This window comes from Brevibacillus soli (genome assembly GCF_044759095.2).
In the GTDB taxonomy this organism is placed as follows: domain Bacteria; phylum Bacillota; class Bacilli; order Brevibacillales; family Brevibacillaceae; genus JBIYSM02.
The window spans coordinates 1-15,076 of the sequence record NZ_JBIYSM020000064.1; the positions used below are offsets into that span (position 1 = coordinate 1).

Annotated in this window: 13 protein-coding genes and 2 pseudogenes; 3 read left to right on the top strand and 12 right to left on the bottom strand. The window is 51.9% G+C overall.

The window, feature by feature from the left end; genetic code table 11:
• Positions 1-106 precede the first annotated feature (106 nt).
• Positions 107-1,912, bottom strand: coding sequence for an acyl-CoA dehydrogenase family protein (locus tag ACE99V_RS18895; protein WP_400492345.1), 1,806 nt, complete (start codon positions 1,910-1,912; stop codon positions 107-109).
• Positions 1,909-3,477: a class I adenylate-forming enzyme family protein gene (locus tag ACE99V_RS18900; protein ID WP_400492346.1), complete on the bottom strand. Its 1,569-nt coding sequence runs from the start codon at positions 3,475-3,477 to the stop codon at positions 1,909-1,911. Before ACE99V_RS18900 ends, ACE99V_RS18895 begins: the two co-directional genes overlap by 4 nt.
• A gap of 313 nt (positions 3,478-3,790) precedes the next feature.
• Here ACE99V_RS18900 and ACE99V_RS18905 point away from each other — a divergent pair, with 313 nt between their 5' ends.
• Both ACE99V_RS18905 and gerQ read left to right on the top strand, forming a co-directional pair.
• On the top strand, positions 3,791-4,213 hold the full coding sequence (locus tag ACE99V_RS18905; RefSeq protein WP_400492347.1) for a cell wall hydrolase: 423 nt from the start codon (positions 3,791-3,793) through the stop codon (positions 4,211-4,213).
• Positions 4,214-4,228: 15 nt separating this feature from the next.
• The gene (gerQ, locus tag ACE99V_RS18910) at positions 4,229-4,657 is read left to right on the top strand and encodes a spore coat protein GerQ (protein WP_400492348.1); all 429 of its coding nucleotides are present in this window, start codon (positions 4,229-4,231) and stop codon (positions 4,655-4,657) included.
• Between the two features lie 128 nt (positions 4,658-4,785).
• On the opposite strand, the pseudogene ACE99V_RS18915 reads toward gerQ, so the two are convergent.
• A pseudogene (locus ACE99V_RS18915) lies at positions 4,786-5,226 on the bottom strand (transposase); the annotation flags it as partial.
• A gap of 1 nt (position 5,227) precedes the next feature.
• Between ACE99V_RS18915 and ACE99V_RS18920 the strand changes: the two are divergent.
• Positions 5,228-5,386, top strand: a pseudogene (locus tag ACE99V_RS18920) (IS1182 family transposase); the annotation flags it as partial.
• A gap of 346 nt (positions 5,387-5,732) precedes the next feature.
• Here ACE99V_RS18920 and ACE99V_RS18925 read toward each other — a convergent pair.
• The 9 genes from ACE99V_RS18925 to ACE99V_RS18965 form a co-directional block, all read right to left on the bottom strand.
• On the bottom strand, positions 5,733-6,173 hold the full coding sequence (locus ACE99V_RS18925; protein ID WP_400492379.1) for a PilZ domain-containing protein: 441 nt from the start codon (positions 6,171-6,173) through the stop codon (positions 5,733-5,735).
• Between the two features lie 141 nt (positions 6,174-6,314).
• Positions 6,315-6,485: a hypothetical protein gene (locus ACE99V_RS18930; protein ID WP_400492351.1), complete on the bottom strand. Its 171-nt coding sequence runs from the start codon at positions 6,483-6,485 to the stop codon at positions 6,315-6,317.
• A gap of 90 nt (positions 6,486-6,575) precedes the next feature.
• A complete protein-coding gene (locus ACE99V_RS18935) occupies positions 6,576-8,297 on the bottom strand; it encodes a YcdB/YcdC domain-containing protein (protein ID WP_400492352.1) in 1,722 nt (573 codons plus the stop codon).
• Between the two features lie 154 nt (positions 8,298-8,451).
• Positions 8,452-9,426 (bottom strand): formimidoylglutamase, encoded by a 975-nt coding sequence (gene hutG / locus ACE99V_RS18940; protein WP_400492353.1) that lies wholly within the window; start codon positions 9,424-9,426, stop codon positions 8,452-8,454.
• Between the two features lie 13 nt (positions 9,427-9,439).
• The gene (locus ACE99V_RS18945) at positions 9,440-10,213 is read right to left on the bottom strand and encodes an amino acid ABC transporter ATP-binding protein (RefSeq protein ID WP_400492354.1); all 774 of its coding nucleotides are present in this window, start codon (positions 10,211-10,213) and stop codon (positions 9,440-9,442) included.
• Positions 10,210-10,887, bottom strand: coding sequence for an amino acid ABC transporter permease (locus tag ACE99V_RS18950; protein WP_400492355.1), 678 nt, complete (start codon positions 10,885-10,887; stop codon positions 10,210-10,212). Before ACE99V_RS18950 ends, ACE99V_RS18945 begins: the two co-directional genes overlap by 4 nt.
• Positions 10,888-10,950: 63 nt before the next feature.
• Positions 10,951-11,748, bottom strand: a complete 798-nt coding sequence (locus ACE99V_RS18955) for a transporter substrate-binding domain-containing protein (RefSeq protein ID WP_400492356.1) — start codon at positions 11,746-11,748, stop codon at positions 10,951-10,953.
• Positions 11,749-11,945: 197 nt separating this feature from the next.
• Positions 11,946-13,319 carry a sigma-54-dependent transcriptional regulator gene (locus ACE99V_RS18960; protein ID WP_400492357.1) on the bottom strand — a complete coding sequence of 458 codons (1,374 nt, stop codon included), beginning with the start codon at positions 13,317-13,319 and terminating at the stop codon, positions 11,946-11,948.
• Entirely contained in the window at positions 13,316-14,812 is a 1,497-nt protein-coding gene (locus ACE99V_RS18965; RefSeq protein WP_400492358.1) for a transporter substrate-binding domain-containing protein, read from the bottom strand. Before ACE99V_RS18965 ends, ACE99V_RS18960 begins: the two co-directional genes overlap by 4 nt.
• Between the last annotated feature and the right edge of the window lie 264 nt (positions 14,813-15,076).

Here is a 15,076-nt window from a genome sequence, read left to right on the forward strand (position 1 = left end):
GTTCGGGGCCCCGCCCGGCGAAAAAAGGGACCCCACTCGGCTCAGCGATAGCTACCGCCGAGTGGGGTGAGAATAGCGAATGCCGGGTGGGTTTTCTTACATGGGATTACACTTGCCAAAGCGGCAGCAGCCCCTCAAGCTCTTCAGCGGTGACCGTTCGGTATTCAACCAGCTGCTTGAAGAATCGCACATCCAGCATCGGGTCGTCCTGAATCCCTCGCTTGGCTGGCTGCTGCAAGTGTTTTTTCACATACAGATGAGCCAGCACGTACTTGCGGGCGTTGCCGTCTTGCGTGAGCTGGTCTTCCGCTTCGCCGACCAAACAGGCAAGCGAATAGAGGTCGACCATGTGGTCCGCAAGCGGTTTTAGCTTATAAGTCAGGTATTCAGGCGGCTGCTGCATGAGATAGCGGAGATTGTCCTGCAGCAGCTCCAGTTCCTGCTCCAGACGGCGAACAAAGGGCTGAGAAAGCGTGTGCTTCCACGTGCCGATCCGCTCCCGAATCATCTGCATAAAGTGGATATGGCTGTTTTCCTTTTGCATCACCCGGAGCAGATCCAGTGCCAAAATGTTGGACGTGCCCTCCCAAACGGTCAGCACCTGTGCGTCGCGAAGCAGCCGCGGTGTGACGTATTCCTCAATATATCCGTTTCCGCCGTGAATTTCGATTGCCACATGACTGCCTGCGACTGCCTGTTCGCCGGTCCGGTACTTGAGGAGCGGAATCAAGAGGCGTGCCAGTGCCTGGTCTTTCACTGCTGCCTGTTCGCCCTGCATCCTGTCGAAGTACTGAATCATGTCAAAGACCGCTCCCGTACTAACCTCCCAATCAAGCAGGAGGTCAACCAGCATCTCCCGGACCATCGGGTACTGATCAATCGGGGAGCCAAAAGCCCGACGTCGCTGTGCGTAATATGCCGCCTCATAAAAAGCGCGCCGCATGATGCCGACGGAAGCCACCGCGTTGCAAATGCGGGACAGGTTCAGCGCTTCCGCCATGTATTTGAAACCGTTCTCGGGATTTCCGATCAGATAGCCTTCCGCCCCCTCCAGAAGCACCTCGGCGGAAGGTACCGCATTGACCCCCAGCTTCTCTTTTAGTCTTCTGACGGAGATCCGGTTTCGTTCTCCATCCGGTTTGACCCATGGCACGAGAAACAGACCCAATCCTTTCGTACCCGGCTTGGATGAGTCGACCCGCGCCAGCACGGTGGCCACCATCGCTCCGGCGTTGCTGGCAAAAAACTTTTCCCCGGTCAATCTGTACAGGCCTGGCTTTCCTGCTATCGGCTCTGCCACCGTTGCGTTGGCCCCGACATCCGAGCCTCCCTGCCTTTCTGTCAGCCATGTGGCTCCTTCGAACAGCGTGTTGTAGTCACGAGAGATCAGTCCGGTCAAATACCGCTGCTTCTGTTCCGCGCTGCCGTACCGGTGGAGCAGGTAGGCCGCCGACATCGTCAAAGTGACAGGGCAGTAGAATCCAGGCTCTGTCTGGCTGACGAGATAACCCAGCATATAGGAGTAGGTGTAGGGCACCGTCTGTCCCAGTTCTGGAACCGGCTGGAACAGGTAGCTGACGATGCCGGTCCCGTAGACGTCGGCTACGGTCCGTTTGTACCCGTCATTGGTGAGAATTTCGGAAACATCCTCACCCAAACGGTTGTATTTGCGCAGGCGCGGTTTTCCTTCCCGATCCGTATAAGCGGCCCGCTCATCCATCTCGCCTGCTGCATAGGCGCCCATTTTCGTCAACTCCCGCTCCGCCCACTCCTGCATCGACTGTGGCAGAAAACGTCTGACAAGATACCGCAGGTTCGGATCAGCCGTGTAAAAATTACCCTCATCCGGTTGAGGATGGGGAATGTTGTCGCTGTACGCCCGCGTGTCGATCAACGGCTGCACCTTGCTCATGGTTGGTTGGCTCCTTTCCGGCTTTTCAGCTCGCGTAAAAAATGCTTTAAAATCTTCCCGCTGGCATTGCGAGGCAGCGTGTCAAGACACTCCGCCAGACGGGGAAGCTTGAAGTCCGCGACCCTCCCCTGTAAAAAGTGGCGCACCTCCTGCACCCAATCCTGATCGGGATCGGTTCCCGGCTTCAACACCAGATACGCCTTGATCGTCTCACCCCACTCCGGATGGGGTACGCCGACTACCGCTGCTTCCTGGATGGCAGGATGGCGTTCCAGCTCCTGCTCCAGCTCCTTGGGATAGATGTTCACGCCGCCGCTGATAATGACATCCTTTTTCCGGTCGATGATCCATAAAAAGCCGTCTTCGTCCCAACGGCCGATGTCGCCGGTATAGACCCATCCCTCGCGCAATGCCTCCGCTGTCGCTTCCGGGTTGTTGTAGTAGCCCTTCATCGCACCTTCCCCGCGGATTCTTATCTCACCCGGAAAGCCCCGTCCAACGGGTTGTCCGGACTCATCGACCACGTCCACTTCTGCAAACAAAACCGCCCGGTTGCCGACGCTTCCCGCCTTGTCCGGATGTTCGCCGTGCATCAGACACGTACCGGTAGGACCGGCCTCCGTAAGCCCGTACAGGCAGGCCAGTTTCTCCCGCCGAAAGTACGTTTCCATCTGTCGGGCCATATCTTTGGAAAGGGGGGCGCCTCCGTACATCCAGTAACGGACGGATGAGAGGTCGTAACGGTGGAAGTCGGGATGTTTCATCGTCAGCAAATAAGCGACGGGAGCACCGAAAAAGTGGGTGATTCGCTGCTCCTGCACCAACTGGAGCAAAAGCTCCGGACTGAAGGCGGGAGCCAGCACCTGCGTCGCCCCATTCATGATACTCGGGATAAAAAACAAATGAAGCGGAGCGGAATGGCTGAGCGGCATCAACTGTAAAATGCGGGAGCGGTGGGTAATGGAGAGTTCAATCGAGATCATGTTGGCGATGGTAAGCAGGCTGCGATGAGTAAACAACACACCTTTGGGACGACCGGTGGTACCGGAGGTGTACAGCATGCTTGCCTCACTGTCTTCATGGGCGTCCGGCAGGTCCGGATCTATTGAGAGCGCTTTCATTTCTTCCGGCAAATCGCCGGTCTGCCAGTCCTCTATGCCGATCCATCCAGGCTCGCTTCCCCCTGTTTTGACTGTGACGAGCGAGGGATGTTTGGCCGGCAGCTCCCTTACTCCCGGCAGCAGCATGTCATGTACAACCAGCCCTTTTGCACCGGAGTGCTCCAGGATGTAGAGGACCTCCTCCTGGGCAGAACGCGCATTGATCGGGACAACGATACCGCCGCAGCGCATCACCGCCATATACATGATGGCAAACTCAGGGCAATTGGGCATCAACAGCACGACGCGGTCTCCTTGAGACACGCCCCGTTCACGCAGCCGGCATGCCCAGAGATTGGCCGCGTCGTTCCACTGGGAAAATGTCACATGCCGACCGCCCATGATCAGGGCCGGCTTGTCGGCGTACTTGCGTCCATTGACAGCAAGAAGTGCGGATACATTCACGAGTGTTTACCCTCTTTCGTCTCTTGCAATTTTTGTTCAAACTTTTGCTTGTAGACGAGAATGTCTTCGCGCAGGTTGATCAACCCGGTGATTTTCTCGTCAATCTCCTTCAGCTTTTGGTTGCCTCATGCTGTCTTCCTGCAGAATGATGGCAGCGGCCCCCCTTCCAAACTTTTCTGAATTATCTATAAATGATGTTACTTCGCGTTTACGTTACCGTCAACTTGCATTTTCAGAAAGTTTTCTCTAGACAATCACCTAATCACGCTTTGTCAATATATTGTAAGTGTGAGTTTTTGGAGGAGGTGAAGCGATGGCCGTCATAAAAGCGAACTCCAACGATATTGACCTGCTTGCTCGCCTGATCCGCGCCGAAGCGGAAGGCGAGGGCGAACTGGGCATGCTGATGGTCGGCAACGTGGGAGTGAACCGGATTTTATCGAACTGCCTTGATTTCAGAGGCATCCGCAGCATGCGCGAGATGGTGTTTCAATCCCCAGGCGGATTCGAAGCGGTGCAAAAACCGTACTTTTACCAGCGGGCCCGGGATCGGGAAAGACGCCTTGCGAGACGCAACGTTAGAGGAGAGCGTCAGCATCCGGCCTCTTATTCGCTCTGGTTTTTCCGCCCTACAGGTAATTGTCCCCCAACCTGGTTCAATCAGCGTAACGCAGGCCGCTTTAAAGCTCACTGTTTCTTCCAGCCAAGAAGACAAGACTGCCCGCGAGTCTATTAAAGGAGAGAGTATGTCATGAGTCAGCAACCGCATAACCTATCCTACGCCAGCTACCCTTATCCCTATACCGACAGCCCCTACCCGTCCTCCGGTTATTCTTATCAAATGACACAGCAGCAAATCGTTCCCCAACAACCCAGCGGCTCCGTCATTCCCGGCGTACCCGGAGTACCTGGTCAGTTCGTTGAGGAATCCTATATTGAAAACATCCTTCGCTTGAACCTGGGAAAAGTCATTACCGTTTATCAAACATTTGAAAACAACACCCAATGGAATGCAAAAATCTTCCGCGGCAGACTGGAAGCGGCCGGGCGCGACCACATCATCCTGAGCGATCCGCAAACAGGCAGACGCTACCTTCTGCTGATGGTAAACACAGACTACATCACGGCGGATGAAGAGCTGAATTACGTGCCGCCGATGATCCCGCCCGGCATTCGCTAAACATCAAGGTTGCCAACACGAAAAGGGGCTGTCCCATAAGTAGATTTTCTACGGAGGGTCAGCCTCTTTTTCTTCTAAATTTGTCCTGTATTTTAAAAATCAGTCGGGTAAGAAGGTTATTCCTACCCGATGCGACGAACCGCCAACTGATACCCTTCTTCACTTCGTAGCTTTTCTCGTATCTGTTGTTTGAAACGTTGATACGGTAAGCTTACTTTCACTTCCCGATTGCCTTTTGCTTTCGTACAAGATGGCTTCAGCGGACAACCTTCACAACTCAGACTTCGGTAATGCCGATGCCGGATTTCATACCCACTTTCCGTCTTTTCCTTGCTCTCATAACAAAAGGTCAGTATTTGCCCAGCCGCACAAATCCAAACGTCCTCCGCCTCGTCATACTGCCAGTTGTCAATCTTGCCAATTTCGTTTTTCCAGGCTTTCTGCTTCTCTTTATGATAGGTACTGTACTTCACCAATGCTTCCACTCGTTCACTTTCCAGGAAGACATAGTTCTCTTCCCCGCCGTAGCCAGCATCTGCAATGATGGTGGAAGGGAGTTTGCCGAGAGAAAAAATCGAGGCCAATGCCAACCAGTATACTTTCGTCTGGAAAAAAGCAGTGGACAAGCATCACGCCAAGTTGCAGGAGAAGGTAAAAGAACTATTTGCCAAGATCGAGGAACTTGAGAAGGAAGAAGATCAGCAGTATCGCACTCAGGATTTTCCGGAGTAATTCCAGTACAGATGAAAATACGGTTTCCCATACATCCTTCATCCGCTCCGAGCGAAAGCGATTGATGGTGCGAAAATCCATGCCGCAGCAAAAATCTCATCGTCTAACCGATTCACCATATCATTGACGACTCGAACAGGATGATTTTGGGGGATGTCCTCTTCTAAATCTATTGGAAGGAATAGTTGATTCATGTTATACTCAATAAACAAAGAAACCCTCTCCTTTTGTAAGTGTTTGGTGGTACTTACATTTTACCAAAGGATGGTTTCTTTTTTGTTTTCTACATTGAAAAAAGGGGCGATCCCTCAGCCATTTTTTATGGCTTATGGGACAGCCCCTTTTACTGTTTGCTTCTCAGATAGGCAAGCCGGTCACCGACCAGAAAACGGCCGCTTGGCGGAGAGACCCCTTTTTTCAGCCGAATCGCCAATCGATTAAAGATTCGGGCGATTTCTATATGCTTTTCTTCGTCCATGGTAAATTTTACGCCGTACTCGTAAATGCCTTCGTCACATTCATTGTTCCGCACAACGTTCCCGTACATTTCTACTCGCTGGGAAAGAACCTCCGTCTCAAATTGCAGAACAATTTCCGGGTGTGCTGGCAAACGCAAACAGGTCTGAAAGCGCAAACCGCCAGGACCTATGTCCACGATGAGTACTTCTGCACTGCCCACTTCCAGTGACTTCCCCTTAATCATGACAATCGTCATATCAGCACACAGGGGCGGGTCCAGTTCTACCCGAAAGTACTGCCGTTTTTGGTCAGTACTGGCCACCATCACGCTATTTCACCTCTTTTCCAAGCCAATCGATCCGCACGTATCCAATCTATTTAAGGATACCATGGATATACAGCAGAAAAAAGCACCGGGATCACAGAGCACTAAAAAAGTGCTCTCGATCGGCGCTTTTTCTTTCCATTATCTCTTGGGTTTGGGGAAATGAATGTCTTTTCGCGAGAGGTTGTAGTGTTCCCAGAGGTAGTTCATGTCGTGACGGACGGTATCGTGGAGGACCAGTTTTAAAACCAGTTTCACAACCAGCCACACAATCAGCAGAAGTACCAAAACCAGGTACATGAGCGCAAGCATTGTGCCATCCCCCCTTACGTTTACTATCACTATATGGGGGAGGCTGCAAAACATTCTATGGAATTTTGAAAGAGATGCTAGGCGATTTCCCTACTCTTCGAAGTCTTCCTCCATGTCAACGACATTGCCGGTAAAGGCGTCGATATACGCATCCTGAGTCTCCTTTGGGCCGTAAAGCAGGATGGGTTTCGGCGCTATTTGCCCCATGTATCGCGGCCACAGGTAGAAGAGAGTGAGCGGATGGTGGTCCACGTATGCTTGTTCTGCCTCCGCGGGAGAGATCGTGTCAACAGGCTCGGGCAGGTCAGACAGATCCTCTTCTGCATCCAGATCCATTTCCAGCACCCTGCTTGTGATCGGGTCTACGTCGATCGAGTATCCGCTGTAGGCTACCGGAATATCCTGATAGAGGTCGCTAAAGTACAGCGTGTAACGCGCGTAATACGGTCCTTCCTCTTCTTCGTCTTCTTCCACCCAGTCGGGAGTCTTCTCTTTGGCAAACGGATTGTGCATGTAGGTCAGTTCAACAGCCTGCTTGTTTGGGCTTATTAACTGTTCCAGCGTTTTGGAAGCGATTTGCAAGGCCTCCTCTCCGGTAATCATCGGTTCACTGTCAACCTCCGTGTCAAAATCGGCATCGTACCAAATGACCCGGCCGGTTTTCTTGTCCACTTCCAGTTCAACTTCGCCCCACGGTTGCTGATTCGTTTCCCAGTAGTAGCTGATCGATCCGGAATCATCGTCCTCGTCATCTCCCCAGTCATGTTCCCCTTCGAATTCGAAGTCTTCCACCGGAAGTTTGAAGACTTGTTTCAACAGCTCCTCGGCATCCTCACGGGAGCGAATCACCCACGGATTCCCATTCGGTTGAATCTCGACGCGTTGTGGATCCTGCATCTCGAAATAGACCAAATCTGGTGATTTCTTTCCGGTAAACGCGTCAATCGGGCCGTAAAAATCAGGTTCGTACGCCAATACAGGATGTCCTTTACGGGAATCAAACAGGTAGATAAGCGACATGTCGACAAGCTCTTTGTATGCCTTTACCGCCTTCTTTTGGCTTAACGCCTTTTTCGGGTTGGGGAAGGCAACCTTTTCCAGTGATACATACGCCTGGTTCTCGAAGGCAACCACATGTCCATCCCCGTCCAATTCCACCTCGACGTCAAAATCGATCAGCGGAATGCCTTTTATTTGTCTTTCATAGAGGACATATGCGCTCTTTCTTTTGGTCGTGTCATCGTTGTCTTCTTCATCATCGTCATCATCTTCATCGTCTTCGATGATTCGTACCTGCTTTTGTACGAGGTCTTTCTTCTTGCTGCCGAACAGCTTTTTCAAGAACTCGTCAGCTTTCTGTTTTGCCGTTTTTTCCGTGATATCCCCGGTCCCGGCCCAATCCGGATTGTGGTACTCGTACTCATAGAGTTCACCCGTTTCCGCATGGATTGTAATCCACGCGCGCACCTGATCGCGGTCATACATTGATCCTTTTTTCTTTTCCGTGAGGGTAAACTCCCACACCTCCGGATGATCACCGTTCTCCTCTGTCATTTCTACCGACCGCAGATGGAGTCCTTTGAGCTCTGGCAGCTGCTTGACAAGCTTGTCCAGCGCTTCTCTCATTTCCTTCGGAATATTCGTAATGGAACGGCTATGCTTCTCTTCCTTGGCTTTTGCTTTGGCATCCCTGCTTTCATGAGGCTTGTACCACTTCGGCTGTGTTACAACAGGAGCGGCTGCCCATACGGGAGTGGCTGCCAGGAGGCTTGCCGTTATGACACTTCCAAGTAATGTTTTTATCCCTTTCATCGTTTCCTCTCCCACATCAATGGATATAATTACCACATTTTATTTATAGAGTATCATGGTTTGTAGATCAAGCAGGATCTGATAGGGGAGGAACCGTTTTCGCCATGTATGAAGTGGAGGACGAACGAATCATTCGGGTTTGGTTTGCACGTGACTAGCTGTGCATCCGCTTGTAGAGACCGACCAAAAAATGCAAAAATACGTGCAGGCTGACACGGGAAGTGCGGTCGCGGGTGTCTTTGCTTGGATCGACGCAGACCATGTCCATGGCAACCGTCTTATTCCACTGACCAAGCTTCTGTACCGCTTCAAACAAGTCGTAAGGGGAAAGCCCGCCGGGACCGATGGCCGGTACACCGGGAACATCGCTCTGATCCAGCACGTCGATGTCAACCGTTACATAAACGGCGTCCACTTTCGGACTGAGGCGATCGATCGCTTGCCGTAAAATCTCCTGGATTCCCTCCTTGTGAACCTGACGGGCCGTATACAGAGAGATCCCTTGATGTTCGGCGTATTGCCGGTACTCCCTGGAGTTGGCGAAGCTGCGCAAGCCAATCGTAACGATGTCCTCTCCGCGAACCACCTCTTCTTCCACCAGACTGCGAATTGGCGTTCCGTTGGAGCGTCCGCCGTATCGTGTGTCGCGCACATCCAGATGAGCGTCGAATTGAATGACGCCAATCCGTTTGCCCAGCACTCGGTTGAGACCAGCGAGCGCTGGATAGGTGATGGAATGGTCTCCCCCCACCAGGCAAGGAACGACAGTTGGGAATCGTCGGAATACTTCCTCGTAGGCCTGCTCGATGTTTCGATGACATTGTGCGATATCGGTGATGTGCATGACGATATCGCCCAGGTCTCGAACACGAAGCGGCTGCAAATCGATATCCTCTTCGAAATCGTACGTCGTAAAAGCACTGAACAGTTGGCGGAAGGCAGCCGGATGAAGATGAGCCCCCGAGAAGCTGATGGAACTTTTGGACAGGGGAGCCCCGATCAGCGCCACTTCAAACGCTTCTTGTCCATCCCATTCCGTAATCCACTCGCTCAACCGCGTCACGTATGGATCTCCTTTTCCCGGCGCGTACAGCACGCCAGGCCGCTGTATGTGGGTAAGCTTTTGCATGTCAATCTCTCCTTCAACGAAAATCCTGATCTTGTTTGAGAACCTGATGCAAGAACATCTGGGTCCTTGGATGGGACGGTTCACGGAAGATTTTGTCCGGGGTCCCTTCTTCGATAATGCTCCCTTTGTCCATGACGACAACACGGTCTGCCACGTCGCGGGCAAAGCCCATTTCGTGGGTAACAACCACCATCGTCATCCCTTCACGGGCCAAGGTACGCATCACCTGAAGCACCTCTCCGACCGTCTCGGGATCAAGTGCCGAGGTTGGTTCGTCGAACAGCATCACTTTGGGCTTCATGGCCAAAGCGCGGGCAATCGCCACACGCTGTTTTTGGCCGCCTGACAAACTGGCCGGACGTGCGTACGCTTTTTCCTCCAATCCCACTTTTCTCAGCAATTCCAGTGCCTGCCGATTTGCTTCGTCATGAGTCAATCCGCGCAAGGTGACGGGGGCCATCGTGATGTTGTCGATGACAGTCTTGTGTGGAAACAGATTGAACGACTGAAACACCATCCCCACCTCTTGACGGATTTGGTTCAGTTCTTTTTGCGGCATTTCCACGCTCCTGCCGCCCACCATAGTGCGGCCGATCGGCCTGCCTTCGATTCGGATTTCGCCTTGTTCAAACGTCTCCAAATAATTGATACAGCGGAGCAGCGTACTTTTGCCTGAGCCGGACGGCCCGAGTATCACGACTACCTCCCCCTGGTGCACCGTGAGATCAATCCCCTGCAGGACGTGATTGTTGCCAAACGATTTGTGTAACCCTGTGATCCTGATCATCGCAAGTCATCTCCCATACCTAAGCGTTTTTCCAACAGCAGGCCGAGATAGCCGATCAGGTTGTTGAGCAGATAGTACAAAATCGCGACGGCGATGAGGAATTCCATGGTTTTGTAGGTGTCGGCAATCATGATGTTGGCCTGTCGGAATAATTCCACCACCGTGATGGTGGACAATAGGGACGAGTTTTTGGTCAACGAGATGAACTCGTTGGTCATCGGTGCAAGCATTCGCACCACCGCTTGCGGGATAATGATCTTGCGCATGGTTTGCGCATAGGAGAAACCCAGCGAACGTCCCGCTTCCATTTGCCCCTTGTCGATGGATTGAATGGCCCCGCGAATCACTTGCGACGTATAGGATCCGCTGTACATCCCAAGGGCCAGGACACCGGACAACCAGGCTACCGTGTCAATTCCGAAGATAAGAGGAAGGCCGTAATAGAGCAAAAACAACTGAACCAAAAGCGGAGTCCCGCGAAACCACGACAAATAAGCAAGTGAAACGTATCGAATCGGCTTGACTTTGGACATTTGACCGAACGCGATCAGCATGCCGATGACAATACTCAGGAGAAATCCGGCGCACGTGTAGAGAACCGTGTAAACCAGGGCCTGCAAGAGCAGGCTCATGTTCTCCCATTCGGCCAGAACCGAAAAATCCAATGACTGCATGTATTCCACCCCGCTTGTTCACTGATTATGGAGAAAGGGGTGTGAATCATCACACCCTTTTCATCATTCAAACCATTTCTTCACGATTTGGTCGTAGGTTCCGTTCTCTTTCACCTTTTTCAATGCTTCGTTGACAGCCTTCGTGAATTCCGCGTTCTCTTTGCGAATGCCGTAGCCGTAGAACTCTTCGGTCAGGGTTTTTTCCAACACTTTCACCTTACCGTTCTCTTTTGCGTACGCTTTGGCCGCAGGGAAGCCGGTGACCACCGCATCGACCTTGCCCGATTCCAGCTCGAGGAACATTTCCGTATTTTTCTCCACCTTGACCAATTCGATGTCCTTGTGATTTTCCTCGAGGAATTTCACCGACTTGGTGCCGATTTGAACGGATACTTTCTTCCCTTTCAGGTCTTCTATGCCTTTGATGGTATCATTGTCTTTCTTCACCATGATGGAGAGCCCGCCGGGAAAATACGTATCAGAGAAGTCGATGGTTTTTTTGCGCTCTTCCGTGATGTACATGGCCGAGACGATCATATCGAATTTTTTGGCTTGAAGCCCCGGAATCAGCCCCTTGAACTCGGTATCGACAAACTCCACTTTTTCCGCGCCCAGTTCTTTGGCAACGGCTTGAATCAAATCGATGTCGAAGCCTTCGTACTTGTCGCCGGTTTTGTACTCAAACGGCTTAAACGTAGCGTCCGTCCCCACTGTAAGTGTTTTCGTCTGCGCGATCTTTTGCAGCACCTCGTCTTGGGCCGCACCTCCGCCTGCTGTTTGGGCTCCTCCGCACGCCGCCGTCATCAAGGCAAACGCACCGATCGTCAGCGCAGCCAGAATTTGTTTCATTGTTTTTTTCATGTGTCATACCCCCATTTTATTTTGTCGATTGGTTAGATAAGCAAGTATCATGCCAATAGCTGCTTTCATGAAGAGTGAGCCATCGTCCTCCGATCCAAGCGGCAGATTTCGCCGGGTCGGCAGATTTCGCCGCCTCGGTGTTTGCCTTCGATCGGGATAAAAGTGAAAAGCGCACGGAGACGACTCCGTGCGCAGCTTTATTCTTCACTGTATTTTTTCAGCTTGTCCCGCAAGGTTCTCTCGCCGATGCCAAGCACTTCCGCTGTCTTGCGCCGATTTCCCTCCATCGCCTGCAACGTGGAGGTAATGACCTTCCTCTCCACGCTTTCCATCGTCTCACCGACGAACACGGGGATCAGCTTGTTGGCATCCAAAGAAAGCGGCAGGTTGCGCTCTTCTCGCAAATCACCCGGCAAATCCTTTGCCGTGATCGTGTCACCCTCCGACAAGGCAATGGAGCGTTCAATGATGTTTTGCAGTTCCCTGACATTCCCGGGATAGGAGTAGGACGTTAACAGTTGCATGGCGTCCTGCGTTATTTCCTTTATCTGCTTGGACATTTTATTGTTGAATTTCTGAATCAGATGACGGACAAGCAGGGGAATGTCCTCCCTTCTCTCCCGAAGCGGCGGCAGCGTAATGAGAATGACGTTCAGCCGGTAATAGAGATCGTCGCGGAATGTCCCGTTCTGCACTTCTTTTTTCAGATCTTTGTTGGTGGCGCAGATGATTCGAACGTCGACGGACTTTTCCTGCTGTCCGCCGACCGGCGTGACTTTTTTCTCCTGTATGACCCGCAGAAGCTTGCTTTGCAGGACAGGATCAAGCTCTCCGATCTCATCCAAAAAAAGCGTTCCCCCGTCGGCCAGTTCTATGATTCCCGGCTTGCGCGTGAGGGCCCCGGTAAACGCTCCCTTTTCGTAGCCGAACAGCTCGGATTCCATCAGCTGCGCGGGAATGGCGGCGCAGTTAATGGCGTAGAACCCTTTGTCACGGCGATGTCCGGAAAAATGGATGGCGCGCGCGACCAGTTCCTTGCCCGTCCCGCTTTCTCCGGTGATCAACACATTGGAATCAATGTTTTTCACCTTTTCAATCAAGGAAAACACTTGCTGCATGGATGGGCTTTGTCCGATCAGCCCGTGAACGTCGTACGCTTTTTGAATTTCCTCGTTCAGCCATTCCACGCGGTTTTGCAGCTGGTACTGGTCCAACGCTTTGGCGGCCAGCACTTTCAGCTCTTCCGTATCAATCGGTTTGCTGACGTAGTAAAACGCTCCGCTCTTCATCGCATTCACGGCCGAGGGTATGCTGCCGTAAGCGGTCATAATCATCACGACGGTTTTGGGAGAAATCTGCTTCACTCTCTTTAAAATATCGATCCCATCGTGTGCACCCAGCCGCAGGTCGATCAGGGCGAGGGCAACGGTTAGACGCGACAACAGGAGATACGCCTCTTGTGGGTCGGTAGTGGCGTAAACCTGATAGTCGTCTTCCAGAACAAACGACAGTGACTTGCAGATCGTGCTTTCATCGTCCAAGATCAGTACATTTGGTTTTACCATCATCATGTGCGTTCACCCGCAGACGGTAGTTGTAGGATAACGGTAGTCCCCATTCCTTTTTCACTTCTCACTTCAATGCTTCCGGCATTCTCTTCCATCAACCGGTAACAGATCGACAGTCCCAGTCCCACCCCTTCCGCTTTTCTCGTAAAGAACGGTTCAAACACCTTGCTCACATCGTCCGGATCGATGCCTTCACCGGAATCCCTGATGATCACTTCGATATAGTCCTGTTTGAACTTGGCGGAAATGTCGAGGGTTCCACCGCTGTTCATCGCGTCAATCGCATTCTTCAGCAGGTTGATGAAAACCTGTTTGATCTGCTGTGGGTCAGCCCAGACGAGCAAGGGCGCGGCGACATCCAGCCGGACCTGGATGTTCTTTTCTTTCAACATGGGTTGGAAATACAGCTGGACTGCCTTCAGAACCTCCAGCAGCTGAAATTCTGTCCGTGCGGGAGGACGTTGACGGGCGAAATCCAGCAAATCGTTGATCAGCTTGTTCAACCGGCGCACTTCTTCCGTGACATGTTCGGAAAAATACTCACGATACTCAGGGTTATCGTATTTTTGCGGAAGCAATTGGGAATAGGACAGGATCGTGGTAATCGGATTGCGGATCTCGTGGGCGATCCCTGCCACCAATTGTCCCAAGGACTGCAACCGGTCTTTTCTGGCGAGCTCGTCCATCGTTTTTTTATAATCGTCAATTCGTTTTTTCAATTCTTTCTTCAATGTAAAATTCCACCACAAGATGATCAGGAGCACGCCTGACACGACGATGACGCCAACTAGCACGTACGTCATCATCTCCCTCATCGGGAACGAAGGCGGGTAGATGTACGCGCCAAACCACTTTCGCTCAATCTTCTCATAGGTTCCGTTTTGTTTGATCTCCCGGATTCCTTCATTGATCGTCTTGAGCAAATGCTTGTTCCGCTTTAGCACCACGAGGCCGTAGTCCGTCGGGTCGATGGGTTCGCCGACAATCTTCACCTGATCATATTGTCCGCTGCGCTGCAGAACGTATTGGCCGGTAATCTGATTGCCCACGAACGCATCCACTTGCCCATCCAGCAGCAGCTGAATCGCTTCTTCCTGATTTTCCACCTGAAACATTTGCACCTTGTTCACGTGTCGGAGCACTTCGCCGCTGATATCGCCCCGCTGCACGGAAATCTTGTGGTCAGCCAAATCGCGTGGAGAAAAGATCGAGTAGTTTTGTTTGCGCACAAATATCCCTTGGGCACTGGTGAAATAAGGCAGGGAGAACTCGTAGATTTTTGCCCGCTCCCGGCTGTACTTCATCCCCTGGATGGCGTCCACTTCCCCCTTTTCCAGCGCTTGCAGTGCTTCGTTCCAAGGCATGGGGTGAAATTCGAAGCTGACTCCAGTCTCGATGGAAACGCTGTTCAAGATATCGACATTAAACCCTTGGTACGTCCCGTTTTGCAGAAATTCGAAAGGGGGAAAGCTGTTGTCTCCCGCCACTTTAATCACCTTTTTCTCCGCCTTCTCATCAGGAAGACCGGTGGCTTGACAAAAGGGCGTCAAAAGTACGCTGCAAAAAAGAAACGTCAGGATGATTGATACTCTTCGAATGAGAGCCACCCCCTGTTCGTTTTCTCATCATTTTAAACCATATGACAAAAAACAAAAAGCCCGGGAGACCATACTTTTGTCCCGGGCGATAAAAAAAGCTTCGATTGAAGCCCTCTCGAAGAAGCTGGTTCTTCGTTAGAGGAAACTTTTTATGCGTTCCGG